The 24,931-nt window shown below is 58.6% G+C and carries 20 protein-coding genes; 14 read left to right on the top strand and 6 right to left on the bottom strand.

Translation table 11 applies throughout. The features are described 5' to 3' along the window. Nucleotides 1-166: 166 nt before the first annotated feature. The 4 genes from C7378_RS13285 to C7378_RS13275 form a co-directional block, all read right to left on the bottom strand. Nucleotides 167-1,639, bottom strand: a complete 1,473-nt coding sequence (locus C7378_RS13285) for a pyridoxal phosphate-dependent decarboxylase family protein (protein WP_131997598.1) — start codon at nt 1,637-1,639, stop codon at nt 167-169. 56 nt (nt 1,640-1,695) lie between these two features. Then, nucleotides 1,696-2,919, bottom strand: coding sequence for a threonine ammonia-lyase (gene ilvA, locus C7378_RS13280; protein ID WP_131997595.1), 1,224 nt, complete (start codon nt 2,917-2,919; stop codon nt 1,696-1,698). A gap of 86 nt (nt 2,920-3,005) precedes the next feature. Then, nucleotides 3,006-3,161 (bottom strand): hypothetical protein, encoded by a 156-nt coding sequence (locus C7378_RS17740; protein WP_165876807.1) that lies wholly within the window; start codon nt 3,159-3,161, stop codon nt 3,006-3,008. Nucleotides 3,162-3,176: 15 nt separating this feature from the next. After that, the gene (locus C7378_RS13275) at nt 3,177-4,472 is read right to left on the bottom strand and encodes a sugar MFS transporter (RefSeq protein WP_131997592.1); all 1,296 of its coding nucleotides are present in this window, start codon (nt 4,470-4,472) and stop codon (nt 3,177-3,179) included. Nucleotides 4,473-4,661: 189 nt separating this feature from the next. Between C7378_RS13275 and C7378_RS13270 the strand changes: the two genes are divergently transcribed. The 9 genes from C7378_RS13270 to C7378_RS13230 all read left to right on the top strand — a co-directional run bounded on the left by C7378_RS13270 (nt 4,662) and on the right by C7378_RS13230 (nt 17,467). Next, nucleotides 4,662-5,822, top strand: coding sequence for a DUF5666 domain-containing protein (locus C7378_RS13270; RefSeq protein ID WP_131997589.1), 1,161 nt, complete (start codon nt 4,662-4,664; stop codon nt 5,820-5,822). Nucleotides 5,823-5,884: 62 nt separating this feature from the next. After that, nucleotides 5,885-8,893, top strand: a complete 3,009-nt coding sequence (locus C7378_RS13265; protein ID WP_131997586.1) for a TonB-dependent receptor — start codon at nt 5,885-5,887, stop codon at nt 8,891-8,893. Nucleotides 8,894-9,082: 189 nt separating this feature from the next. Further along, nucleotides 9,083-11,788: a metallophosphoesterase family protein gene (locus C7378_RS13260; RefSeq protein WP_131997583.1), complete on the top strand. Its 2,706-nt coding sequence runs from the start codon at nt 9,083-9,085 to the stop codon at nt 11,786-11,788. A gap of 202 nt (nt 11,789-11,990) precedes the next feature. Further along, a complete protein-coding gene (gene nadA / locus C7378_RS13255; RefSeq protein ID WP_131997580.1) occupies nt 11,991-13,130 on the top strand; it encodes a quinolinate synthase NadA in 1,140 nt (379 codons plus the stop codon). 5 nt (nt 13,131-13,135) lie between these two features. Next, complete coding sequence (locus C7378_RS13250) at nt 13,136-13,570, top strand: DUF2203 domain-containing protein (RefSeq protein ID WP_131997577.1); 435 nt, start codon at nt 13,136-13,138, stop codon at nt 13,568-13,570. Between the two features lie 70 nt (nt 13,571-13,640). Beyond that, a complete protein-coding gene (locus C7378_RS13245) occupies nt 13,641-14,069 on the top strand; it encodes a Fur family transcriptional regulator (protein WP_131997574.1) in 429 nt (142 codons plus the stop codon). A gap of 49 nt (nt 14,070-14,118) precedes the next feature. Further along, a complete protein-coding gene (locus tag C7378_RS13240; protein WP_131997571.1) occupies nt 14,119-14,655 on the top strand; it encodes a peroxiredoxin in 537 nt (178 codons plus the stop codon). Between the two features lie 104 nt (nt 14,656-14,759). Then, nucleotides 14,760-15,311, top strand: a complete 552-nt coding sequence (ahpD, locus tag C7378_RS13235; RefSeq protein WP_131997568.1) for an alkylhydroperoxidase, AhpD family — start codon at nt 14,760-14,762, stop codon at nt 15,309-15,311. Between the two features lie 338 nt (nt 15,312-15,649). Continuing rightward, a complete protein-coding gene (locus C7378_RS13230) occupies nt 15,650-17,467 on the top strand; it encodes a DUF4209 domain-containing protein (RefSeq protein WP_131997565.1) in 1,818 nt (605 codons plus the stop codon). A gap of 267 nt (nt 17,468-17,734) precedes the next feature. Here the strand turns inward: C7378_RS13230 and C7378_RS13225 are convergent, their stop codons facing one another. Beyond that, nucleotides 17,735-18,190 (bottom strand): VOC family protein, encoded by a 456-nt coding sequence (locus tag C7378_RS13225; RefSeq protein WP_131997562.1) that lies wholly within the window; start codon nt 18,188-18,190, stop codon nt 17,735-17,737. Nucleotides 18,191-18,298: 108 nt separating this feature from the next. Further along, a complete protein-coding gene (locus C7378_RS13220) occupies nt 18,299-18,853 on the bottom strand; it encodes an RICIN domain-containing protein (RefSeq protein WP_131997559.1) in 555 nt (184 codons plus the stop codon). 340 nt (nt 18,854-19,193) lie between these two features. Between C7378_RS13220 and C7378_RS13215 the strand changes: the two genes are divergently transcribed. The 5 genes from C7378_RS13215 to C7378_RS13195 all read left to right on the top strand — a co-directional run bounded on the left by C7378_RS13215 (nt 19,194) and on the right by C7378_RS13195 (nt 24,923). After that, nucleotides 19,194-20,792: a GumC family protein gene (locus tag C7378_RS13215; RefSeq protein WP_131997556.1), complete on the top strand. Its 1,599-nt coding sequence runs from the start codon at nt 19,194-19,196 to the stop codon at nt 20,790-20,792. A 137-nt stretch (nt 20,793-20,929) separates the two neighbouring features. Next, nucleotides 20,930-21,433, top strand: a complete 504-nt coding sequence (locus C7378_RS13210; RefSeq protein ID WP_131997553.1) for a P-loop NTPase family protein — start codon at nt 20,930-20,932, stop codon at nt 21,431-21,433. A 37-nt stretch (nt 21,434-21,470) separates the two neighbouring features. Further along, entirely contained in the window at nt 21,471-22,121 is a 651-nt protein-coding gene (locus tag C7378_RS13205; protein WP_131997550.1) for a polysaccharide biosynthesis/export family protein, read from the top strand. A gap of 67 nt (nt 22,122-22,188) precedes the next feature. Further along, nucleotides 22,189-23,697 (top strand): sugar transferase, encoded by a 1,509-nt coding sequence (locus C7378_RS13200; RefSeq protein ID WP_131997547.1) that lies wholly within the window; start codon nt 22,189-22,191, stop codon nt 23,695-23,697. Then, nucleotides 23,694-24,923 carry a glycosyltransferase gene (locus C7378_RS13195; RefSeq protein ID WP_131997544.1) on the top strand — a complete coding sequence of 410 codons (1,230 nt, stop codon included), beginning with the start codon at nt 23,694-23,696 and terminating at the stop codon, nt 24,921-24,923. The genes C7378_RS13200 and C7378_RS13195 overlap by 4 nt, the downstream gene beginning before the upstream one ends. Nucleotides 24,924-24,931: the final 8 nt, after the last annotated feature.

The raw sequence follows: 24,931 nt of genomic DNA, 5'->3' as shown, positions 1-24,931 counted from the left end.
ACAAACTTGCGGGATAACAACAACACGGGTCATAACCTCCTGGGGTCGCACTCTGAACTCTAATGCATTGGAAAAAGAGTTCACAACGAGGAAGTTAGCGCCATGGAAGAACAATTTTGATGGCCCAACCCAGGGTGGAGAATCGCCTCCATCGAAAGGATGATATCTATAGCAGAAGGCGCTGACCGCGGGCGATAACAGCCTCCGCAAGCGCATCGAAGTCCTCCAACCGGCTGCGATGGTTCGTATTCGCCACCCGGATCGCATACTTCCCATCAAGCACCGTGCCTGAGACCACGAACTCGCCCGACTCCTGCAGCCGCAGCACGATCTCCCGGTTCAGCCGGTTCAGCTCTTCGTCGCTCATTGGCGCCCCCGGGCGATAGCGGAAGCAGACAATATTCATCTGCCGACGCGACAGCGACTCCAGCTCTGCATGCTTGTCCACCCGGTCCGCGAGATGCGCCGCCTGCTCCATGTTCTGTTCGATCAATGCCGTGTAAGCATCGACGCCGTGCGCCTTCAGCGACATCCACACCTTCAGCGCCTTGAACCCGCGGGTGAGCTCGATGCCCCGATCGGAAAAAGTCATCCCGCCCGCCAGCATCCCTCGCTCTGCACCTTCGAGATAGCTCGCTGGAGTAGCGAACGCCGCGCGGTGCATCTCCGCATCGCGCACCAGTACGCACCCTACCTCGAACGGCAGATACATCCACTTGTGCAGATCGAACGCCAGTGAGTCGGCCAGTTCCGCACCCCGCACCAGATGCCTGTACTTCGGTGACAGCTTCAGCAGTGCGCCGAACGCGCCATCCACGTGCAGCCAGAGGGCCGCCTCATCGCAAAGCTGGCGCAGCGCGATAAGATCATCGACTGAACCCGTGTTCACCGTGCCGGCATTCCCGATCACGGCAATCGGATGCAGGCCCGCTACCTTGTCTTGCGCAATCTGCTTCCGCAGGCCAGCGATGTCGATTCTGGATTCCGCATCGACGGCGATCCGCCGCAGCGACCGGCTACCGAGCCCCAGCAGCTCCATGCTTTTTTGCGCCCACATGTGCGTTTCAGCGGAACAGTAAACCGTCAGCCGTGCAGACACTCCCTGCAGCCCATCCTTGCGAATATCAAAACCAGCCTTCGCATGTCGCGCCACAGCCAGCCCGATCAGGTTTGCCATGGTGCCGCCGCTCGTCAGCAGGCCGCTGGTTCCCTGCGGCATGCCCATGATCTCGCGCAGCCACTCGAGCACCTGCTCCTCCACCAGCGTCGGCGACTGGTTTCCGCCGCCGCAGTGCGAGTTGATGCCTGCGGCCAGCATCTCCGCCAGCATCGCCAGCGGCGTTCCATTGCCGCGCACCCAGCCCCACGCGCGAGGATGCCGATTGCCGCTCGTATAAGGAACAATGTTGGTTACAAATTCCTGGTAGACGCTTTCAACAGGCTGCGAACCTCGCGGCAGCGGCTCATCGAGCGCCTGCCGGACTTCGGCCGGGACCGGCTGCCACGCAGGTTGCCCGCGCAATGTCTCCAGGTGCTCGAACATGTCGTCGAGCATTCTGTGTCCGAGGGTGCGAAGCTCATCCCAGTTCTCCGGGTCGAGCGTATGCTGAGCGCGTACTGCTTCTGCGATTGGCGTCATAGCTGTAAGAATGTCCCGGCCGGGTGCACCTGGGGCTTCCGCTTGTAATGGTACTCCTACTCGATGCGCTCGTGCTTGTACCCTCCGCCGCTCAGCGCCTTGCGGATTCGATCGATGTGTTCATCGCCGCGCGTCTCCAGGGTCACATCGATCACCGTATCCCCCAGGTTCACTCCGTAGTAGGCGCGATCGTGCGCAGTCTGCACGATATTGGCGCTCGCCTCCGCAATAATCTTCGTGAGCTGGTGCAGCGCGCCGGGTCTGTCGGTCAGGTGAATCCGCAGCCGCGTTCTTCGTCCATCCTTCACCAGGCCCCGTTCAATAATCTTCGCCAGCAGGCTCACATCGATGTTGCCGCCGCAGACCAGCACCGCCGTCTTCTTTCCCTTAAGGCTGGTCTTCGCCTGCAGCAGCGCAGCCAACGCCACCGCGCCCGCTCCTTCGGCAAGCGTCTTTTCCCGCTCCAGCAAGACCATGATCGCCTTCGCAATTTCTTCTTCATCGACAGCCACAATCTCATCGACATACCGCGCCACCAGCGGATAGGTGAGTTCGCCCGCCCGCCTCACCGCAATGCCGTCAGCCACCGTCGCATCTGCGGCAATCGTCACCGGGCCTCCTGCCTCCACAGCGCGCAGCATGGAGGGCAGCCGCTCCGTCTGCACGCCGACCACGCGCACATCGGGCCTGCTCTCCTTGATAGCGCAGGCCACGCCGCTGATCAGGCCGCCACCGCCAATCGGCACCACCACTGCTTCCAGGTCAGGCACCTGCTCCAGCAATTCCAGCCCAATCGTTCCCTGCCCCGCGATCACCGCCGGATCGTCAAACGGATGCAGAAATGTCATCCCGTCTGCTGCACCCTGTCGCAGAGCCTCGCTGCAGGCTTCGTCATAGTTCGAGCCGTGCAGCACCACCTCTGCGCCGAACCCGGAGGTCGCTGCCACCTTTACCAGCGGCGTCATCAGCGGCATCACGATGCGGGAGCGGATGCCCCGCGCGGTGGAGTGATAGGCCACCGCCTGCGCATGGTTTCCAGCGCTGGCAGCAATTACGCCCCGGCGCTTCTCTTCCTCACTGAGCGTCAGTATCTTGTTCAGCGCGCCGCGCTCCTTGAAGGCTCCCGTACGCTGCAGGTTGTCGAGCTTGAGGAACACCTGCTGCCCGGTCATCTGGGACAACTCCGCCGAATGCGGCGCCGGTGAGAGGTAAATAAAGTCCCTGATACGCCTGCGCGCCGCTTTCACATCCGCCAGGCTCACGCTCTGTTTCTCTGCCATTGTCTTCCCCTTCGTTCACCCCAAAATAAGAAAGCCACCATCCGCTCTTCGCGGGTGGTGGCTCTTTGTTTGAATCTTTTTAGGCCTTAGCGCTCTCCACCCGCATTTCGATTGGGGATGGTAATAATAGCGATCGCAATGCCGAGACCAATGGCCCGCATGGTGGTGAAATCGCTATTGCTGCGCGTCTGCATACCGTTGCTCACATCAAACCAGAGGAAACGACTCTCGTCAACCTGCATTTGCCGCCCGCCTTCTCAGGCAGGCAGTCTGACCTTCGATCCGCTGAATCCGTAATAGGCAATAAACACATAGCAGAGTGCCGGGATGATAAACGCATGGTGGATGCCGATGCGATCCGCCAGAGCGCCCTCCGCCAGCGGCAGCAACCCGCCACCGACGATGGCCGAAACCAGAATTCCTGAGCCCTCGCCAGTGAGCGGCCCCAACTCCGCTATCCCAAGCGTAAAGATGCTCGGAAACAGGATGGAGTTAAAGAGACCCACCAGAAGGATCGTCCACACCGCAAGCATTCCAAAGGAAAAGATCGAGGTCACCAGGAGCCCAAAGGCAACCACAGAGCAAAGTCCTACCAGCTTCGCGGTCGAAACACGCTGCAGCACCGCCGAACCGATAAAGCGACCGACCATCGCCCCGCCCCAGTAGAACGAGACCAACTTCGCAGCTGTCTGGATGGTCATGCCGCCTGTATCCGGCTGCGAGAAGTAATTTGTGAGAAAGCTGCCGATCGAGACTTCCGCGCCGACGTACAGAAAGATCGCAATGGCGCCGAGCACCATGTGCCGATACCTCCAGACGCTGTGCGCGTGGTCGGCCGCCTTCATGGGACGAAAGTCTTTAGTTGTGCTTATCCGAGGAAACTTGTAAATAGCGATGATCACGCCGAGCAACACCAGCGCTATGGCGATACCGAGGTATGGCATCTTGACCGACGCAGCTTCGCGAACCTGGTAAAACCGCAGCGCGGAACCGTGCATTTTAGAAATTTGTGCCGCGCTCTCGGCAGTCGCCGTCAGGATCAAAAGACTCCCAAAATAGGGCGCTAATGTCGTGCCCAGCGAATTGAAAGCTTGCGTGAGATTCAGCCGGCTAGCCCCCGATTCCGCCGGTCCCAGAATTGTGACGTAGGGATTCGCCGCCGTTTGCAGCAGCACGATGCCTGCTACCAGCACCACCTGCGCGCCGAGGAAAAAGGGAAAGGACGGAGCACTCGCCGCAGGAATAAAGAGCACAGCACCGACGCCCATCATAAACAGCCCGGCCACCATTGATCTTTGATAGCCAATCCACTCGACCACTTTGCCGGATGGTATCCCGAACACCGCGTAGCCGGAGAAGAACGTAAACTGCACCAGCATCGACTCCGTATAGTTGAGGCTGAAGATGTTCCTCAGATGCGGGATGAGAATGTCATTGAGCGCGGTGAGAAAGCCCCACATAAAAAAGAGCGTCGTGACCATCGCCATCGCGCTCTTGTTGGTCTCGCCGGCATAGTTTGCCGCTGTCGGACCACTCACATTTGTTATCGCCATTGAACTCCTCAAAAGCGGCTCCAGCGCCGCCTACCGCTATCGATCATACTTGGTTCGGCGGAGAGGAAGCATCTCCATCCATTGGCCAACTCTGCTTATCAAAGATGAAACTTTTTAAGTGAGCTCTCGTCTTCCATTACAGAAGTATTCCCAAGGCCGAAGCGTCACTCCGCCGGGACAATAGGAACGATGAAACCTTCATCTCACAACATCGGCATTGTCTCCCTTGCATTCGTCATGGCCTGTTCGAGCATGCCATCAATGGCCGCGAAATCCTCGCAGCAGCAGGCGGCGCCCGCGCCAGCTGCTCGCGTGCTCGGCACGCTCACCGCCATCACGGGCAACACCCTCACCATCAAGTCAGATGCCGGCGCAGAGTCGCAGGTCACTGTCGGGGAGAGCACCCGCATGGTGCGCACCGCGCCTGGGGAGAAGACTCTCAGCGGCGCCACCCCGATCAAGCTGACCGACCTCGCCGTGGGCGATCGCGTGCTTGTCCGCGCCGCGCCCGGAGCCGATGCCAGCCTCCTGATCGCAATGAAGCAGTCTGACATCGCCCAGCGCCAGCAGCAGCAGCGTGAAGACTGGCAGCGCCGCGGCATCAGCGGGCTGGTCAAAGCTGTCGACCCGGCAAGCGGAACCATCAACGTCAACATCGCTGCGGGGACGGCGCCGCGTCCTTTAACCATTGAGACCACGCCCGCAACCGTTGTCCGCCAGTACGCGCCAGACTCCGTGAAGTATGACGATGCAAAGCCATCCTCCGTGGGTCAGATCAAGCCCGGGGACCAGTTGCGCGCCCGCGGCGATCGCGAAGGGGGCACTTTGAAGGCGGAGGAGATTGTCTTCGGCGCCTTCCGCAATATAGCGGGCTCCATCCTGGCCGCAGACAATGCAGCCCAAACCATCACCGTCCTCGATCTTGCAACGAAGAAGCCGGCGGTCATCCACCTCAACAACCAGTCGCAGATCCACAAGCTGCCCCCAGAGATGGCGCAGATGATCGCTCGGCAGCTCAAGCCCGCCACTCCACCTACTGCTGCCGCTGCTGGCCATCAGCCTCATCCTGAGATGGCGCACGGCGCTCCCGAGGGCGGCGCTCAACCTCGCGAGGGGCTCGCGCAGATATTGCAGCGCGCCCCCACTATTACCCTTGCCGATCTGCATAAAGGCGAGGCCGTCATGATCGTCGCCAGCGATGCAGCCGCCGGCCAAGTAACCGCAATCACCGTACTGGCGGGCGTGGAATCCCTGCTGCAGGCCTCCCCAGGCGCCAGTGAAAGTGTCTTTTCTGCCTCCTGGAGCCTCGGAGGAGGAGAGGGCGCTGCCGACGCCCAGCAACCCCAGTAAGCCGAAACTAACGTAGTCCGCACGACCAACGAAAATTCGATTTTTAAATTACCTGGAGACTCGTGAAACTGAAAAGCCTCGTTCTCACTCTTGCTGTCTTTGTTCCTGCCCTGCTGCTCGCTCCCGGAGCGGGCACAGCGGCTGCCTTCGCTCAGAACCTTGAGAGCCCGTCGGCAGATGCTCCCGGCACGCCCACGGCAGCAGGCAGCCTGCATGGCGTAGTCGCTGATCCCTCCGGTGCGGTGATTCCAGGCGCGACCGTCAACGTCAGCTCCGTCGCAGGACAGATCAACTCAGCCACTGCCGACTCGGGCGGCGCTTACACCATTCCCGGACTGGCTCCAGGCACTTACACGATCACAGCTACCGCGCCGGGCTTCGCGCCCGTCACCATCCCAGACGTCCATGTAGGCAAGGGCCAGGCGAAGCTGCTTAACTTCTCCCTCGTAATTGAGGTGCAGCAGCAGAACGTCGAAGTCAACGTGAATGCGCCGACGGTGAGCGTCAGCCCCGATCAGAATGCCAACAGCGTCATCATCACCGGCAAAGACCTCGACGCTCTTTCTGACGATCCCACCGAGCTGCAGAATGAACTAAACGCGCTCGCAGGTCCGGGAGCCGGCCCCAGCGGCGCCCAGATTTTCATCGATGGCTTCACCGCCGGCCAACTGCCGCCCAAATCCGCGATCCGCGAAATCAAGATCAACCAGAACCCGTTTTCCGCCGAGTTCGACAAGCTGGGTTACGGGCGCATCGAGATCCTCACCAAGCCTGGCACCGATAAGTTCCACGGACAGGTCTTCATGCAGGGCAACAGCTCCGGACTCAATACCGGCAATCCCTTCAGCAAGAACATTCCGTCCTATTACAGCTATCAATACAACGGCACCCTGAGCGGGCCGATCAACAAGAATGCATCCTTCTTCGTCAGCGCCGAGCAGCGCCACATCGGCGACGATGCCATCATCTTCGCTTACAACCCGAACGATCTGGATTTCGCCCACAACACGCTGAACTTCCAGGACGCGCTGCCCAACCCGCGCCTGCGCACCAACATCGCTCCCCGCGTCGATCTGCAGCTGGGCAAGAACAACACCCTCAGCGTGCGCTATCAGTACTTCGACAACTATCAGCAGAATGAAGGAGTCGGCCAGTTCTCCCTCCGTGACCAGGCCTACAACGCCGAGGAGACGGAAAGCACGCTCCAGATGAGCGACACGCAGATCGTCAGCTCCAAGGTCATCAACGAGATCCTCTTTCAATGGCTGCACGACCGCTCCAGCCAGACGCCTGCAGCCTTTACTCCACAGGTGCAGGTCGGCGGAGCCTTCACCACCGGCGGCAATCAGGAACAGGCCATTCAGGACCACACCGACCGCTACGAGCTTCAGGACATTGCGACCATCGCAACCAAGACCCATGCCATCGACGCTGGCTTCCGTCTGCGCATCCGGCGCGATGCGAACTCAGCCAACTCCGGCTTCAACGGCGTCTTTACCTTCGGTCAGCGTCCCTGTCCTCCCTCCGGCTGCCCGGCTACGCTGCCCGGCTGCAGCGGGACTTCCGCGAGCGGCTGCACCATCAGCGCACTCAGTGCCTACAAGATCACGCAGCTCGGCCTGCAGAATGGCGAATCCTTCAGCCAGATACTCGCGCAAGGCGGTGGCGCAAGCCAGCTCACCTACGTCACCGGCACCCCGGCGATCCTCGTTCACCTCACCGACGCCGGCATCTTCTACCAGGACGATTGGCGGGTCAGCAAAAATTTCACCTTCAGCTATGGCATGCGCTTCGAGACGCAGACCAATATCCCCGATCATGAAGACTGGGGACCGCGCCTGAGCTTCGCCTACGGCATCTCCCGCCATAACCACCCACCGAAGACGGTCCTGCGCGGCGGATTCGGCATCTTCTATGACCGCTTCCATCTGGCGCAGATCCAGCAGGCGGCCCGTCAGAACAACATCGTGCAGAAGGAGACGGTAGTCGCCGATCCTGCCTGCTTCTTTACCTCCAACATCGCCCAGAACGACCTGGGCGCCTGCGCCGGTGCAGGCAGCACCAGCTCGCTCTCGGCGATTTACCAGATCGCGCCCAATCTGCATGCGCCGCAGATCATTCAGGGCGCCTTTGGCATTGAGCACCAGGTCTCAAAGAACGCCACCTTCTCGCTCACCTATCTTGCCTCACGCGGCGAGTATCAGCTCGTCACGCGCAACGCCAACGCGCCTTATTCGCCCACCTACAATCCCGCCGAGGGCAATGTTTATCAGTACTACTCTGAGGGCCTTTTCAACCAGAACCAGCTCATCGCCAACTTCAATCTGCGCGCCGGGCAGAAGCTGTCTTTCTTCGGCTTCAATACGCTCAGCTACGCTAACAGCGATGCCAACGGCGTATCCTCGAACCCCTCGAATTCGGATAATCTTCACCAGGACTACGGACGCGCAGCCTTCGACTCGCGCGACCAGTTCTTCTTCATGGGTTCGTGGGCCGCGCCATATGCGCTGCGCGTGAGCCCCTTTGTCGTCTTCAACGCGGGCAGGCCATTCAACATCACGCTCAGCCAGGATCAGAACGGCGACTCCTTCTTCACCGACCGGCCGGCCTTTGCGCAGCCGGGCGACACTAACATCCTCAAGACGAGTTACGGCACATTCAACGTAACTCCCGGCCCCAATGAAGCGCCTATTCCGATCTACTATGGCAATGGTCCCAACCTCTTCGCCTTCAACCTGCGGCTGAGCAAGACCATCGGCTTCGGCCAGAAGACCAAGGCTGGCGGCGGCCCTGCCGGCGGCCCACATGGCGGCGGCCCGAGAGGCGGATTAGGCGGTCGCGGACTGAGCGGCGGTGGTCCGCATGGCGGCTTCGGTGACAATACCGGCCGTCGCTATAACCTGACCCTCAGCGCCCAGGCACTCAATCTCTTCAACGACATCAACCTCGCGCCCCCCACTGGCGTGGTTGATTCGCCCGAGTTTGGTCAATCCAATCAGCTTGCAGGCCGCATCTTCTCCTCCGGCTCGGCCAGCCGCCGCATCTTCCTGCAGGCAATCTTCACTTTTTAACCCTGGCGAGGCCTTCTTGCGTGTTGAAGGCCTCGCACTTTTTTCCGCAGCAACTTCCCCGGCTCGTCTCGCAGTTCCCTGGCGCTTCTCCCCCGATTGGCTGTTTTCAGTTCTCTGCGAGATATGTATCCTCGCTCTTTTGCTGCTCTTGCAGCAGTTGACCGGGCTATCCGGATGAGACAGGTGGGGATGAGAAACCGAATCGATCGCAGGGCGTTTCTGAAGACGGCAGGCAGCACGGCCTTGGGCGCAACAGCATTGTCACTCACGCGGCCCATGCTTGGGGAAGCGCCGCAGGCGCGAATCTCCTTTCGCAGCGCGTGGGCTCACGAGGTAAATCGCCCGTGGCCCGGGCCGGAATACTGGCCGAACCCGCTGCAGGACTGGCGGATTCGCGAAGGCCGGATGGAATGCTTCTCTCCCGGGGGTGATCGTAACGTAGCGCTCCTTACGCGGGACGTTGCCGAGCGCCCCGGCGATCTCACCCTCGGCGTACGCCTGGGCCGCCTCGACAGCGCTCCGCTCGAGAACGGATTTGTAGGATTCCGCATCGGCGCCAAAAGTCCCATGAATGACTACCGCGCCACTGCCATTTATGGACGCGGCATGCACGTCGGGATCAACGCCGATGGACGCCTCTTCATCGGAACCCTGGAAGCCGGTGCTCCGAAGGTCGACCTGGGGCGCGAGCTGCACTTGGAGCTGCACGCACAACCCTCTGGCACAGGCTACCTGGTGACGCTCCGCGCAACCAGCATGGACAGAAGTCACGCCGCAGAGACAGCGCGCGAGGTGCCCGCGCAGTGGCTTACAGGCGGCGTTGCCCTTGTCTGCAGCTCGCAAGCCTCTGACTCTGCTGCCGCCGAGCTTGCTCCCATCAAGGACTTCAACTTTTATCCTCCCCACCAGCAGAGCGGCGGCGCCATGCGCTTCTGGTTCGCCGACTGGACCATCGGCGGCAGCAAGGTCGATCACCACGAGGAGCGCGCCTACGGGCCCATCCTCTTCACGCTCTACACCGTCAGCCGCGGCACGTTGAAGCTCTCCGCCCAGTTTCCTCCTCTGGGCATCTCCGGCAGCAGCGCGACTCTTCAGGAAAAAGACAGCAGTGGAGCGTGGAAGACGATTGCAACTGCCGGCCTCGATCCGGATGCGTGGAACGCGACCTTTCGCGTAGCCTCCTGGGACGCAACGCAGGACCGGCCCTACCGCGTGCTCTATTCCATGCCCGATGCGACCGGAACCCCGCAACAGTACGAATACACCGGAACCATCCGCAAAGACCCTGTCCAGAAGCAGGAGGTGGTGATTGGCCTGCTCACCTGCATCTGGGATTTCGGATTTCCGCATAATGATTTCACCACGCACCTCGCTTATCACAAGCCTGAAATCCTCTTCTGGACCGGCGACCAGATCTATGAGCCGGTTGGCGGATTCGGAGTGATCGAGAGCCGCGCTCCCGATCTCATTCAGCCAGCCATGTACGACTTCCTGCGCAAATGGTTCATCTTCGGCTGGGCCGTTCGCGGGCTCACCGCTGACATCCCCTCCGTCTGCATGACCGACGATCACGATATGTACCACGGAAATATCTGGGGTTGCGGCGGACGCCCGACCAATCCCGCAGCCGGCTACTCCGCCGCTGCGCAATCTACCGTCAACTACAAGGCAAGCGGCTACGCCGTGCAGGACTCCGGCGGCTACAAGATGGCCCCGCGCTGGGTCAACATGGTGCAGCGGGTGCAAACCTCCCACCTGCCCGATCCCTTCGATCCTACCCCTGTCCTGCAGAACATCTCCGTCTACTACACGGACCTTCAATGGGGCGGAATCAGCTTCGCCATTCTGGAGGACCGCAAATGGAAATCTGCGCCCAGAGAACAGCTGCCGGGCGCAAACATCGTGAACGGCTTCGCGTTGAATCCAGCCTGGAATCCCGCGACGCAGAGCAACGCCCCCGATGCCGAATTGCTGGGCCAGCGCCAACTCGACTTCCTCGAATCCTGGGCAGCCAACTGGAGCGGCGGAACCTGGATGAAATTCGCCGTCTCGCAGACGATCTTCGGATGCCTGCATACGGAGCCCACCGGGATCAACACCGATGATCGTGACCCTGAAGAAGCGATTCCACCCGTGGGAGTCTACTTGGAAAACGACCACCTAGTAGCCGATCATGACTCGGGCGCGTGGCCGCAGCACGGGCGAGATACGGCCATTCTTCTGTGGCGCAAGGCCTTTGCGCCCCATCTCTCCGGCGACCAGCACCTCGGGTCGACTGTGCACTACGGGGTTAAGGCATTTCGCGACGGCGTCTATTCCGTTTGCACACCGGCAATTTCAAACATCTGGCCGCGCCGCTGGTTTCCGCCCAGTCCCGCGCCGAACGCTCTGCCCGGCGCGCGCAACACAGGCGATCATCTTGACGCCTTCGGCAACCGAATGACGGTCCTGGCAGCCGCCAACCCAGCCCGCTATCCTGGTCCGGGGCTCGATGGTTTGCGCTACCGCGTCACCGGCTATACGATCCTCACCTGCAATCGGTCCACCCGCAAAACGACAGTCGCCGAATGGCCCCGCTGGGTGGATCCCTCCTCTCCGGATGCGAAACCGTACGACGGCTGGCCCATCACCATCGACCAGCTCGAGAACGGGCTCTGGGGCGCAGAGTGGCAACTTGAAACCATCCACACCGATGGGTTCAGCGACCCGGTCGTGCAGGTGCAATCCGAAGCAGACGGAGAGATCATCTACACCCTCCGCATCCGCGGCGAGTCTTTTACTCCACTCGTACGGGAGTCTGGCTCGTATCGAGTGCTTGCCTTTGATCCCGATGGCTACTATCGCAAGGAGTGGAGAAGCATCGCCGCCCGCAAGCGCACGAGAACGGAGAGCTAGAACAGCAACTGGACGTCTGCTGCGGCTTTCGTATAATTCAAGTTGAAACAAATTTGTAACGTTGGATTGCCTCACCGCGTCCAACAAACAAGTGCTGCAACATCCCCGTGGGTTGGGAGGCAAAACCTCAGTGAATCCACTGCAGCCGAAGCATTTGCTTTCAACATCCCCGTCCGGAAAATCGGACTGAAGGCGGAACACTTTGAATCTGTTGCTGGAAGAACCGGAAGTCGCTCCATCGAGCGCGCAGGAGTCCTGCTCACTCGACAACTATCTTGCTATGCCCGACCACGCTATGGACGGCCGTATTGCGGCTGCTCGTGAGAAGCTGGGCGCCTCCACCATCCTGCTCGGCCACCACTACCAGCGCGATGAAGTTATCCGCTTTGCTGACTTTACCGGCGACTCCTACAAGCTCTCCAAGGCCGCGGCTGAAACCGACGCCCGCTATATCGTCTTCTGCGGCGTCCACTTCATGGCGGAAAGCGCTGATGTGCTTGGAAAGCCCAATCAACAGGTGATCCTGCCCGATCTGAACGCGGGCTGCTCGATGGCCGATATGGCGGAGATCAGCCAGGTTGAGAACTGCTGGGATTCACTGCTGGCCGCAGGCCTCAAGCCAGGCGAGGTTGTGCCGCTGACCTATATGAATTCGACCGCGGCTATCAAGGCCTTTTGCGGCGAACGTGGCGGCCTGGTCTGCACCTCGTCAAACGCGCGCGGCGCTTTTGAGTGGGCCTTTGAGCGCGCGGAAAAAATTCTCTTCCTGCCCGACCAGCATCTGGGCCGCAATACTGCGTTTGCCATGGGATTCACACCCGCGGATCTGGTGGTGTGGGATCCGTTCCAGATCAACGGTGGTCTCACGCCTGCCCGGCTGCGCGCTGCCAAAGTCATTCTGTGGAAGGGGCACTGCTCCGTCCACCAGCGCTTCCTGCCGAGCCATGTCGATGCAGTTCGCGCTAAATATCCTGGAATCAATGTCATCGTTCACCCCGAATGCCGCTGGGAGGTTTGCCAGAAGGCCGATGCGCTCGGCTCCACTGAGCGACTGATCAAGCTGGTTGAAGATGCGCCGGAGGGTTCTTCGTTTGCGATTGGAACGGAGATTCACCTTGTGAATCGGCTGGCGAAGCGCTTTGCACCGTTGGGAAAGAAGGTTATTACGCTCGATGACACGGGCTGCCTATGCACAACGATGTATCGCATCAGCCCGAATCATTTGGCGTGGGCGCTGGAAAACCTGGTGGATGGGCGCGTGGTGAATCGGATTCAGGTGCAGGATGATGTGAAGCACTGGGCGCGGGTGGCGCTTGATCGTATGCTTGAAGTCAAGGCATAACGATCATGAAGACCTTTACCCTGGATGAGGCGCAGTCTCTGCTGCCGGTGCTTAAGTCGTTGTTAAAGCAGGCGATAGAGGCGAAGCAGGCGGCGGAACAAATCGAAACGCAGCAGCAGAATCTGCGCCAGCGCATCTTTCTGATGGGCGGAATGATGGTGGATATTGCGGCCAGCGCGCATGCTCGGGCGGCGATGGAGTCGTTTGTTCGCAAGGCGAAGGACGCCGTGCAAGAGATTGATTCTATTGGGGTTCAGGTGAAAGACCTGGATACGGGGCTGCTGGATTTTCCTTGTCTGGTGGATGGGGAGACGGTGCTGCTCTGCTGGCGGATGGGCGAGGAGAAAATCGATTTTTGGCACACAATCGAGAGTGGATTCCAAGGGCGGCAGCCGTTGGACGATCGCTTCAAAAAGAGCCGTCCCGAACGTCCCAATTGAGGCTGTTTTGCACCATCTCTGGTGCAAGTGCGGTTGACGAACGATAATTATTATCGTTTAATAATGATTATTGAAGACCTCTACTAAATTCCATTCCCTTTGCGACGAGGCGGGGGTATCTGTGACCCCGCAGCGGCAGATTATTTACGAGACGCTGATGTCGATGCCGGGGCACCCGAGCGCTGAGGCAGTGTATGCCCAGGTGAAGGAGCAACTGCCTTCGATCTCGCTTGCGACCGTCTACAAGAATCTTCATCTGTTCATCGAGAGCGGCATCATCCGGGAGATGAGCCAGCACCACGGCACGCTGCGGCTGGAGACGAAGGCCGAGCCGCACGATCACCTGGTTTGCCGCACCTGCAGGAAGGTGTGGGACATCGAACATGCAGGGGCGAAGCTGGAAGAGCGGCTGAACGTTCCGGACGGCTTCAAAGCGGAGCGGTATGCGGTCGAGGTGCTGGGCGTATGCCAGACGTGCCAGGAGCACGAGCGGCTCTAGTTCTTATTTGTTCAACACAACATTCATAACCCGTTCATAAGGAGTCAACATGCTAGGAGTTGGAGAGAAGTTCCCTGTCTACTCGGTCACCGCAACGGTGAGCCGCGACAAGAACAAGGCATTCGAAGAGATCACGAACGAGAGCTATCCGGGCAAGTGGAAGCTCTACTTCTTCTGGCCGAAGGATTTCACCTTTGTGTGCCCGACGGAGATTGCGGCGTTCGGCAAGCTGAACAGCGAGTTCGAGGCGCGGGACACGCAGGTGCTGGGCGGCAGCGTGGATTCAGAGTTTGTCCACCTGGCGTGGCGCAACAACCACGACGACCTGAAGGAACTGCCCTTCCCGATGCTGGCGGATGTGAAGCGCGACCTGTGCGAGCAGCTGGGCATTCTGGATCCGAACGCGGGGGTTGCGCAGCGCGCCACCTACATCGTCGATCCGGAGGGGATCATCCGCTTCGTGTATGTGACCGATCTGTCGGTGGGCCGCAATCCGCAGGAGGTTCTGCGGGTGCTGGACGCGCTGCAGACCGACGAGCTCTGCCCCTGCAACTGGCAGAAGGGTGAAGAGACGATCAACGCATAAGCCTGAACCCGGCGGCCTCAAAAACGAGAGCCGGGGCACCCACTTATGAGCGGCGCGGGCCATGTGGCCTGCGCCGCTTTCTTCTCAGGAAAGGATAGTTTGGAATGCATATCGATCAACTGATAGACGGACTGCCGGCGTACGCGAAGGACATGAAGCTGAACTACTCGACGCTGGTGCGGCAGAATGCGGAGCTGAGCGAGCAGCAGCTGTGGGGGACGCTGGCGGTGAGCGCGGTGGCGACACGGTGCGGCGAGCTGACGGCGGCGATCCTCGAAGAGGCGTCAAAGCACCTGACGCAGCAGGTGCTGGATGGAGCGAAGGCGGCGGCGGCGATCATGGGGATGAACAACATCTTCTACCGGTTCCACCACCTGAGCTCGAATGAGAAGTACGGCACGATGCCGGCGCGGCTACGGATGAACGTGATGCGGACGCATGGAGTGGACGCGCTGGACTTCGAGCTGTGGTCGCTGGCGGTGTCGGCGATCAACGGCTGCGGCAAGTGCATCGACTCGCATGAAAAGGTGGTGCGGGAGAAGGGCGCGAGCGAAGATCTGGTGCTGGCGGTGGTGCGGCTGGCGTCGATTGTGCACGCGATCGGCACGGTGCTGGACACGGAGCGCGTGGCGGCGCAGCAGGAAGTTACGATTTAAGAGTTGGTGAGGTGAGGCCCGCGCCGTTTCGGCGCGGGCCTTTTTTGTTTTGCAGGAAGACCGACGATATTTTGAGCACCTAGCACGGTCGCTGAGTAACTTGGCGATTTGGCGTAAATCGAAGAGCGTCCCCGACGACATACCGCTTGCCGGGCAATTCAGGGGCTGATCTTGATCTCTGAACGTGGTACGAAGGTGGCGCCGGGTGCGTGGATGAAAGATCGTGCTGCGATGATCCACCTATCACAACAATTCTGGTACACAGCGTGGAACGCGGCGGTTCATTGATACTCTTGCGTAAAGCACTACGATGGAAGCATCAAAAGCTGAACATATCAATGAAAATTCCAGGTTGGTTACAGAACACACTCACTCCTTTCGAAGCCTCCGAAAAGCCGTTCATGGAAGTTGCTATCACCGATGCCATTAACAACGCGGTTGATAAACAGGGGGGAATTGCGGACGAAGATCGCCCAGTCATTCTGGCGGAATGGTCAGCCTTTTATTTCATAACGCGATCCGATACGGAAAGCGTTTGGGGTAGCTATTTCGCACCAATGATGATCACTACGACGACCGAAGGAAAAGAAGTCCGATTCCCGGACATCGCAACTCTGAATGCTGGAACGGTAAGCCATTGGGAAGAACGTGCGCTTACTGTTCGAGACCCGGTTATGCGGGCTCGCTACGCGGATTTGGCTTGGGATCTGAAGCAGGCGATCACACGACAACGGCCATCCTACAAGTTTGCAGAAGTTGCCGTTGATGCATATGTCGAAGCGGCCGACCGCAGGCGTTTCACCATGGAGAACGAGGCGGTCACGTGGTTGGGCCGCGCGCTGGATTTGTCCCTAACCCTCAAACATGAGGAGCTCATTGAGCGCGCGGTGCGAGCCATTTTCGACTTCTATGATGCGGTGGCTACGCCGCAGCGCACCGGCGTCTGGGTGTTTCCGTTCGACGCTCTCTACAATCGCAAGGGCATCACCACGCGCGAGCAGCAAGCGAAAATCATTGCTGACCTTGAATCCATGCTGGCAACTACCAGCGCTCTGGACGAACCGGGGCATTTTGATCCGCATGGAGCTGAAGCTGCAGCTGAGCGCCTCGCTGAACATTACCGGCGGAATAGAGACATTGCGAATGTCCATCGCGTGATCAAGCGCTATGGCGAGGCTATCGCGAGGCTTTCGAGGGATGCAAGCCCCATGCTTGCAGTGTCGTGGCTGCAGCCAGTGATTGAGAGGTATGAGCAGGAAGGACTGAGGCAAGAAGCAGAAGAACTCCAACTGCTCGCCGCGGGAAAGGCAAAGAACATAGAATCCGACATGAAAACCTTGTCGGTGCCATACCAGATCAAGAAGGAAGAAGTCGACGCATTTCTGGACTGGATCAATGCAGACGATCTCGATAGATCCCTCCACCGAATCACCGCATATTTCATCCCGAAGGTTGCGAATGCGCGAGACCTCCTTGAGCGGATGCGCCGCGATACACCGTTGTTATCATTTATTCCAATCACCCGCTTTGACGGTGACGGCCGCCCCGTAGGTCGGATCGGATCGATTGATGATGACCCTGAAGGCCGGCTGCACCAGCAGTTAGAGCAGTCAATAAGTATCCAGGGGCCCTTCCTTGCTCGCTCGATAGATCGACTCAGAGAGAAATACACTCCGACAGTTGATCACTTTCTGACCTTTCTAAGGCAATCGCCGTTATTCTCGGCTTCCAGAGACGCGCTGCTCCGGGAGGGCCTGGATGCCTATTGGGCAGGCGATCTCGTAAAAACGATCCACGTGCTCGTTCCACAGGTCGAACGAATCCTCCGCGATCTCCTCGCGCTTTTGGGTATTCCGCCTGTGAAGACCGTGCCGCGGCACTCAGGCATACAGGACATGAAGAGCATGAATGACGCCCTTGGGGATGAACGTCTTCGGACCGCTCTCAATGAGGACCTATGGCGCTATTTGTATGTCCTTTATATCGACCGGCGGAGCGGCCTCAATCTCCGAAATGACCTCGCGCACGGTCTCGCCGGTGAGGAGACATTCAACCGCCTCATTGCCGATCGAGTTGTTCACAGCCTCTTGGCTCTCAGTTTCGTTCGGAAAGCGGAGAGGGAGGACGAGGCAAATCCTCCTGCTGGTGAGAAATAGATCAGGCAGCTTGGCTCTCCTTGAAGCGGAGGCGTATTGGCGGAAGCCCTGGCCACAACTGGCGCGAACAGGCCGATATGTTCAACCGCTTCACTTTGGAACCTACGAGTAGATTATCAACAAGAAAAATGGGCTTCCATTCGCGGAGTGTCAGCGCCGAGGGGCCGCCTTCTTGACGGCAGCCAAGGCTATTGAGATAGAGGACGATTGCATAGTTCGCACGGGGCTTATAGCCGCGACGGTTCTGAGCGAGGTGGCTGCGCAGGCTCAGCTCTCGCGGGCGGCGGCTTCGAGGGTGGGGAGGTCCATCTTGATCATGCCCATCATGGCTTGCATGGCCTTAGGGTGGCTGATGAGCTGGCCGATATTGGCTGGCACGATCTGCCAGGATAGACCGAAGCGATCTGTAAGCCAGCCGCAGGCCATGGGTTTGCCGCCCTCGACGAGCTTGTCCCAGTAGCTGTCGATCTGCTGCTGGGACAAGCAGGGGACGACGAGCGAGAAGGCGGGAGTGAGCTGATGCGCGGGGCCTCCGTTGAGAAAGATCAGCTGCTGGCCCTCAAGCTCAATGGTGATGGTGACGATGTTGCCCGCGGGCGTGGGCCCGACGCCCCTGGAACGCACCTCGCCGAGCTTGCTGGCGTGAGGGAAGACGCTCAGATAGAACTCGGCTGCTTCTTCAGCGTTGTCATTGAACCAGAGGAATGGCGCAAGTTTATTCATGGCTGGGATGATACAGCCGGAGGCGGGCCGCGGGAAGGAAGTTTTGCAGGCTGGAGAGTTCGCACCCCGGAGCGCTGCAACAGAAACGAAGGCCGGGTGCAGGAGTGCCTAGGGTATATTGCCGAGGCCAACCTGCGTGATCGACCAGCCCTGCGCGGGATCGCCGTCAGTGCAATAGTACTGCTGCAGATGATCAATGGAAGCGACGGCGCCATAGGGCAGATCGAGGCATTGCTTGCTTGCCGCCGACACAAAACGATAGCCGGGCTGGCTGGGAGCCTTGACCATGGTCCAGACCTGGTTGGGCTGGGTGCCACTCGCGGAGCATGTCTCCTGGATGACATATTGGCCGGGCGCAGTAACAGGGGTATCGGAAACGCTCATGCACATGTTGCTGTTCACGTTGACAATGTTCAGCCCTCCATTGGAGTCGATGGGGTTGAGCCTCCACTCCTGACTGCGCTTGCCTGTGCCGCAGGCATAAACCTGAACCGGGGCTCCGCTGGCGGTGCTGGCATCAACGACATCCACACAGAGCGGATGATAGATGGCCAGGGTGATCTGGTTGACTGAACCAAAGCCCGGCGTAAAGCCGCAGCCGGTGATGGCTAAAGAACAAAACAACGGGACCAAGGAAAGCGATAAGCACAATAGGCGCTTCATCTTAAGGGCTTCTTTCGGGAGCGGATACTTGTCATCGCACTAGGATGCGCTGCTGCGCTCTAATGATGTGCGATTCGCGACCGGGCAGATTCTGCCATGGCGAGGTAGCAGAGACCTGCTATTTCCGTGCATGCCAGTGGCTGTTTCATGCTACGTGCCGGGGCATAATTTCACCTCACAAATTGGCATAAACATCTGATGGTCTCGCGGATTGAGCAGGGCATCTTTGCATGTAGCCGCATTTTTTTGGTAGGCACACTCGATACGGCTTTGATTACCCAGGCATTTCCTTTTGTCGGGATCATTGTTGAATGGCCTGAGTAGCTGAAGGAGAGACCGTTTGCAACTGCAGAATATCCCTCGGATTGGTGATTCCAATGAGGGGTCAGTAAGACCACTTGTTGAGTCGGTGTTTCGTTATGGCCGCCTTTGGATAGCTGTTGTAGCGTTGACGATCGCGGTGACGGTCGCGTTCGTTTTGCTGATTCCTAAACAGTATGAATCTGAAATGAGCATTCTTGTGCAGAATGCACGCAGCAATTACCAGATCACGCCGCAGCGGACCACCAGCACTATTGATGTGAATGGAATAACCGAGGAACAGATCAATTCTGAGATTCAGGTGCTGCGGAGCCGCACCCTTGCAGACGAAGTCGTCGATCCGCAGTGGAGCACCAAAGCCATTGACGGGATGAGTCCGGCTGCGCTGAAGGCCCACGAGCGGGCTGTCGGGGAATTCACAAAAAACCTGTCTGTGGACATGGTCCGCAAATCGAATGTCATCCATGTGGCCTACACCGCGAGAAGTCCGAAGGTTGCTACAGCGACGCTCGACCGGCTGCTTGCGGCGTTCCTCGCCAAGCAGCGCGATATCGGACATCCGCCGGGCACGTATAAGTTCTTTGCTTCAGAAGCTAACCGCTACAAGGGTGAACTGGATGTTGCACAGCAGCAGCTCGCCCAGTACCAGCAAGACCATCAGCTCGTATCGCTGCCAGATAGAGAACAGACGCTCGATCGGCAGATCGCGGATGCGGAAGGCCAGTTGCGCAGCACGGATGCCCAGCTCGGAGAAATGACGCAGCGGCTGAATGCCGAAACGGCGGAACTCAAGCATGTTCCTGCCCGCCAGCAGACGCAGGAGCGCATTGCGCAAAATGACTACTCTGTCGGGCAACTCAATACGATGCTGGCCGTATTAGAGAACAAGCGGACCACCCTGTTGACCAAGTTCACGCCGACCGATCGGCTGGTGCTGGAAACCGACAAGCAGATTGCCGATACAAAGGCTGCTCTCAGTAATGCGGAGCGGCTGCGGTCGCAGCAACGCTCCTCCGATGTAAATCCGGTGTGGGAACAGGTCACAGGCGCGATTGAGCAGAACGTAGCGGAACGGCAAGCGCTGAAAGCGCAGCATAGCGAACTGACGAAGCAGATAAGCCAGTTGCAGAGCACCCTCGCCGGAATCGAGGGATCAACTGTTGCGTTCACGACGCTGCACCAGAAGGTAGCTGAGCTCACGAATAACTATCAACTCTATGCGCAGAAGCGAGATGAGGCACGCATGGCGGATGCGATGGATGCAGACAAACTTCTCAACGTCGCAGTTGCCCAGGCACCTACTTTTTCTATTATGCCTTCGCGACCGAAACCAGTACTTGATGTGGCCCTTGGCAGCTTCACTGCGATTTTCCTGGCCAGCTTTATGGTCTTTTTTGCAGAGATGGGCCGCAGCACTATCGCCACTCCGCGTGAACTGGACGCAGTTTCGCGCTATCCATTACTGGCGACGGTGCCCAACTTACCTCAGAGTGATGACGTACCGACGAGGGAAGGCGAACCTGCGAGTTCTACGCGCCTGGCAATCTCGCATGCTCATGTGGAATCAACCCTGAGACCAGTTTACGAGCGTTCGCGGAAGGGACCGAAGGCATCATGAGGGAATCCAGCAGCGGATTACAGGAGAGGCCCATAGGAGGCCTGGGCCGTTTCTCGGTATATGACACTTTGCTTTATACCGTATTTCAACGGCCCCGCGAGGAAGAAGCTCGAGGTACGGTCGTTGCATTTGCAGCAGTGAGTCCGGGAGAAGGCGTCAGCTATGTTACCCGCACTTTTGCTGAAGAGCTGGCAACGAGCAGGTTCAGCACGGTGGCGCGAATTGACTTACGCGCTCTTCGTGCGCTCTGCCAATCTTCGATGGAGACGCTGCAGCAATCCTTGTCACGGGCGAGCGGCAATCTCTGTGAAATTGAAGTTACGGACCGGATACAACTCCGACCGGAAAGAAACGGCCGCTGGGACGGTAGCTGGCAATATCGACGCGACTGCATCGACTTTCTACGCACTCAGGTGGACTACGCGATTCTCGATTGCGGCTCGCTCAAACAGTCGGGCGATGTATTGAGCGTGGCTCCATTTGTTGACGGAGTGATTCTGGTTGTCGAGGCCAATCGCACGCGACGCGAACAGCTCAGCCACGCGGAACGAACCATCGAAGCGGCGCAAGGCCAAATACTTGGCCATGTTCTGAACAAGAGAACCTATCCGATTCCGGACTGGATTTATAGAAGGCTATAGTGCAACAACCCTCTCACTTATCAAGAAGGAGCAGACGATGAACAGGCTGGTTGTAATGCTGATAGCGGTCCTTTTTCTGGCGCCGCTGCCGTCGCGGGCGGACCAGCAACTTCATCATCGGGGCCGGTATACGCTGCATGCGGGCGATGTATTTGTAATCAACTATCGCTATACCCCGGAGTTCAACCAGACAGTGACGATCCAGCCTGATGGATATGTGACTCTGGACATTGTGGGGGACATGAAGGCTGCCGGGCTTACTCTCGATCAGCTTCATAACGAAATTGTCGCCAAGGCATCCAGCCGTCTTAATAACCCTGAAGTCAACCTTACGCTCAAGGATTTCGAACACCCCTACATTGTCGTTGCCGGAGCGGTGCAAAGGCCTGGAAAGATCGAGCTTCGTGAAGACACAACAGCCCTGCAGGCAGTTATGCTTGCGGGCGGATTTTCAGAATCGGCCCGGGATACCAGGGTCATCCTGTTTCGCCGTATCAATCAGCAGGATGCGGAAGTGCGGGAGCTGAATCTTCACAAGGTAACCAAGACGTCCGATCTGGAGCGGGATACTGGGCTACAGCCCGGAGACATGCTACTCGTCACGCGAAACAAGCTAGAGAAATTCTCTCGTGTTATGAAGGCCACTAATTTGGGGCTTTATTTCGACCCCACCACTATTCCTTTTTAGAACGATCAGAAGCGAGTCTGACATCCACTGGCTGCGACCAGCGAGATCTCGCGCCGAAAGAAGGCTTATGAGCAAGCAAACTGCACAGGAGAGGATAGATGATACGCGTGCGTTTTCTCCACTACCTGAACCGCGCACTACCCTGCCTGCTTTTCTCGTCAGAGGCCCGATCAGTTTTATTTGCGGAACCCTCGACCTCGCGATCGTTAGCGCCAGTCTGATACTCATTGCGCTTCCTGCGAACAGCATAGAGTCCGGCTATAGCCTTGTTGACCTGCTTGCAATGAGGGTTTCAGTAGAACACCTTGTAATGCTGGTGATGCTGGCGATCATCTGGCGATCCATCTTCTGGTATTGCGATCTCTACACATGGCACCATGTGCGGTCGGCGGAAGGACTCTTCGGCCGTCTCGCGCTGGCCACCGGTCTCAGCTCGGGAGTATCGGCAAGCGCCGTTTCCGTCCTGTGGCACCATGGCCACTTCTGGAAGAGCCTGGGGCTCTCCTGGCTGATTTCGCTCTGCGGGGTATGCGCACTGCGAAGTGTGCTCGCCGCCTACGGCACCTACGTGCGTCCGCGCCTCAGGAAAACAAGAAACGTGATCATCGTGGGCAGCGGTCTCCGCGCGGAGCATGCGCGTCGCGAACTGATCTCTCATCCGGAGTGGAAATACGCGCTGCTGGGCTTCGTAGGTACAGACCGCCTGAGTACAGCGGCGGCCGGAGACTGCGTATTAGGCGGTGTCGGAGATCTCGAAGACATTCTGATGAGGCATGTCGTGGATGAGGTAGTTATCGTGCTGCCGATCCGCTCACAATACGACGCGGTGGAACGAGTGGTCGGGATCTGCGAACGCGCCGGGGTCCAGGTGCAATGCAGCGCCGACATTTTTGAAACGTCGATTGCTAAACGAATCTACAGCGACGAGAACGGCGCCATGCGCAGGATCGTACTGAAGATGGTCTATGACGACCGGCGTCACCACCTGAAGCGCGCGATTGACATTGCAGGCGCCTCCTGCGGGCTGGTTCTGCTCTCGCCGCTTCTTCTGGTGGTCGCAATCCTGATCAAAGCCACCAGCAGAGGCCCGGTGCTTTTTCGCCAGAAGCGATATGGCCTGCACAAGCGGATCTTTCATATCTACAAATTCCGCAGCATGGTTGTCGATGCTGAAGCCGCACAAGCGCAACTGGAGCACCTGAATCAGAACAGCGGACCGGTGTTCAAGATATTTTCCGATCCACGAATAACAAAAGTGGGCGCTTTTCTGCGCAGAACCTCGATCGACGAACTTCCGCAACTCTTCAATGTCCTGCGCGGCGAGATGTCCCTGGTAGGGCCGCGTCCGTTGAACCTGCGCGACGTGGGCCGCTTTTCCGAGGCATGGCTTATGCGGCGTTTCAGCGTGAAGCCGGGGCTCACCTGCCTGTGGCAGATAAGCGGGCGGAGCAATGTGAACTTCAATCGTTGGATTGCGCTTGATCTCGATTACATAGACAACTGGTCGCTCCTGCTGGATTTGAAGATATTGGTGAGGACTCTTCCCGCGGTGATCAAGTGCAAGGGCGCCGCATGACCGCTTCACGCAAAAGGCGGATCGTCTACGCCAATCATACGGGTCGGGTGAGCGGGGCTGAAAAGGTGCTCCTCAGTATGCTCAGAGGTCTTGAGCGTTCGGACTATGAAGCAGTTGTGATGTGCCCTGCCGACGGCGATCTGCAGACCGCGCTGATTGCAGAAGGCATTCCCTATGCAACCATCCCAACACTCAAGGCCCGGTTTACGTGGCGACTGGATCTGCTGTTCAGCTATGCGATTTCCTTCGTCCGCGTGATGACACGGATGCGGCGCGAAATCGCCGCTCTCAATCCCGACTTCGTGCATGCCAACACATTGCGCGCAGGCATTGCTGCAACTATCGCGACGATCGGAACAGGACGCATCGTGCTATGGCACGTGCATGATATTTTGCCGAGACATCCTCTCAGCACAGCCATCCGTGCACTCGCATACACCTCGCGCCGCACGCAGGTAGTGGCGGTCTCTGACGCAACCGCAGTCGCGTTCAAAGGTAGTCTCCCGTTCGGGAAGAGAGTTCACGTGATTCACAATGGAGCTGACCTCAGCCAGTTCCCATGGAGAACGCAGGGAGAAGCCCCGCTCAAGTGTGAACTCGGCTTGCCTACGGGCAGCTTCCTGATATGCGCCGTTGGACAGATATGCGCGCGCAAGGGGCTACGGGAACTCCTGGACGCCTTTTCGCAGATTCACCAGAATGCGACGCATCTACATCTGGCGATTATTGGCAAACCTGTCTTTGAACATGAAGAGCAGTATCTGAGCGCACTGCTGGCGCAGGTGAATGCAAACGGACTGGCGGACAGGGTGCATTTCACCGGCGAGCGACGCGACATTGCCGCAGTGATGCAATCGGCGGACCTGATGGTATTGAACTCGCGCGAGGAGCCGTTCGGCCTGGTGCTGGTGGAGGCCATGTCCTGCGGCACACCTGTGCTCGCCACCCGCGTAGGTGGAATCCCTGAAATCGTCACCGACGGTGAGACCGGGTGGCTCATCGACAAGGGAGATGCGTCAGCGCTGGCATTAAAGCTGGCGGAGTTATCGCAAAGGCCCGACTTACTCGAGCAGGTATCGCGAGTGGCGAAGAAGACTGTCTGCCCTCGATTTTCGATAGAACAATTTCTCACTCGGCTGCATGCCTTTTATGCACAACTCCCGGCCATGCGCAATCCGGCACGGGAGATATCCCCAACTGTCACAAGCGGACAACGATCGAAATAAAAAAAGGA

The sequence above is a fragment of the Acidipila rosea genome (genome assembly GCF_004339725.1).
Taxonomy (GTDB): Bacteria; Acidobacteriota; Terriglobia; order Terriglobales; family Acidobacteriaceae; genus Acidipila; species Acidipila rosea.
Note: the sequence above shows the minus strand (reverse complement) of the source record. Positions and strands in the feature narration are given on the sequence as shown.

Coding starts and splice junctions, on each gene's coding strand:
- C7378_RS13285 (WP_131997598.1), bottom strand. CDS start 1,639: ATGACGCCAATCGCAGAAGCAGTACGCGCTCAGCATACGCTCGACCCG.
- ilvA (WP_131997595.1), bottom strand. CDS start 2,919: ATGGCAGAGAAACAGAGCGTGAGCCTGGCGGATGTGAAAGCGGCGCGC.
- C7378_RS17740 (WP_165876807.1), bottom strand. CDS start 3,161: ATGCAGGTTGACGAGAGTCGTTTCCTCTGGTTTGATGTGAGCAACGGT.
- C7378_RS13275 (WP_131997592.1), bottom strand. CDS start 4,472: ATGGCGATAACAAATGTGAGTGGTCCGACAGCGGCAAACTATGCCGGC.
- C7378_RS13270 (WP_131997589.1), top strand. CDS start 4,662: ATGAAACCTTCATCTCACAACATCGGCATTGTCTCCCTTGCATTCGTC.
- C7378_RS13260 (WP_131997583.1), top strand. CDS start 9,083: ATGAGAAACCGAATCGATCGCAGGGCGTTTCTGAAGACGGCAGGCAGC.
- C7378_RS13250 (WP_131997577.1), top strand. CDS start 13,136: ATGAAGACCTTTACCCTGGATGAGGCGCAGTCTCTGCTGCCGGTGCTT.
- C7378_RS13240 (WP_131997571.1), top strand. CDS start 14,119: ATGCTAGGAGTTGGAGAGAAGTTCCCTGTCTACTCGGTCACCGCAACG.
- ahpD (WP_131997568.1), top strand. CDS start 14,760: ATGCATATCGATCAACTGATAGACGGACTGCCGGCGTACGCGAAGGAC.
- C7378_RS13230 (WP_131997565.1), top strand. CDS start 15,650: ATGAAAATTCCAGGTTGGTTACAGAACACACTCACTCCTTTCGAAGCC.
- C7378_RS13225 (WP_131997562.1), bottom strand. CDS start 18,190: ATGAATAAACTTGCGCCATTCCTCTGGTTCAATGACAACGCTGAAGAA.
- C7378_RS13220 (WP_131997559.1), bottom strand. CDS start 18,853: ATGAAGCGCCTATTGTGCTTATCGCTTTCCTTGGTCCCGTTGTTTTGT.
- C7378_RS13205 (WP_131997550.1), top strand. CDS start 21,471: ATGAACAGGCTGGTTGTAATGCTGATAGCGGTCCTTTTTCTGGCGCCG.
- C7378_RS13200 (WP_131997547.1), top strand. CDS start 22,189: ATGAGCAAGCAAACTGCACAGGAGAGGATAGATGATACGCGTGCGTTT.
- C7378_RS13195 (WP_131997544.1), top strand. CDS start 23,694: ATGACCGCTTCACGCAAAAGGCGGATCGTCTACGCCAATCATACGGGT.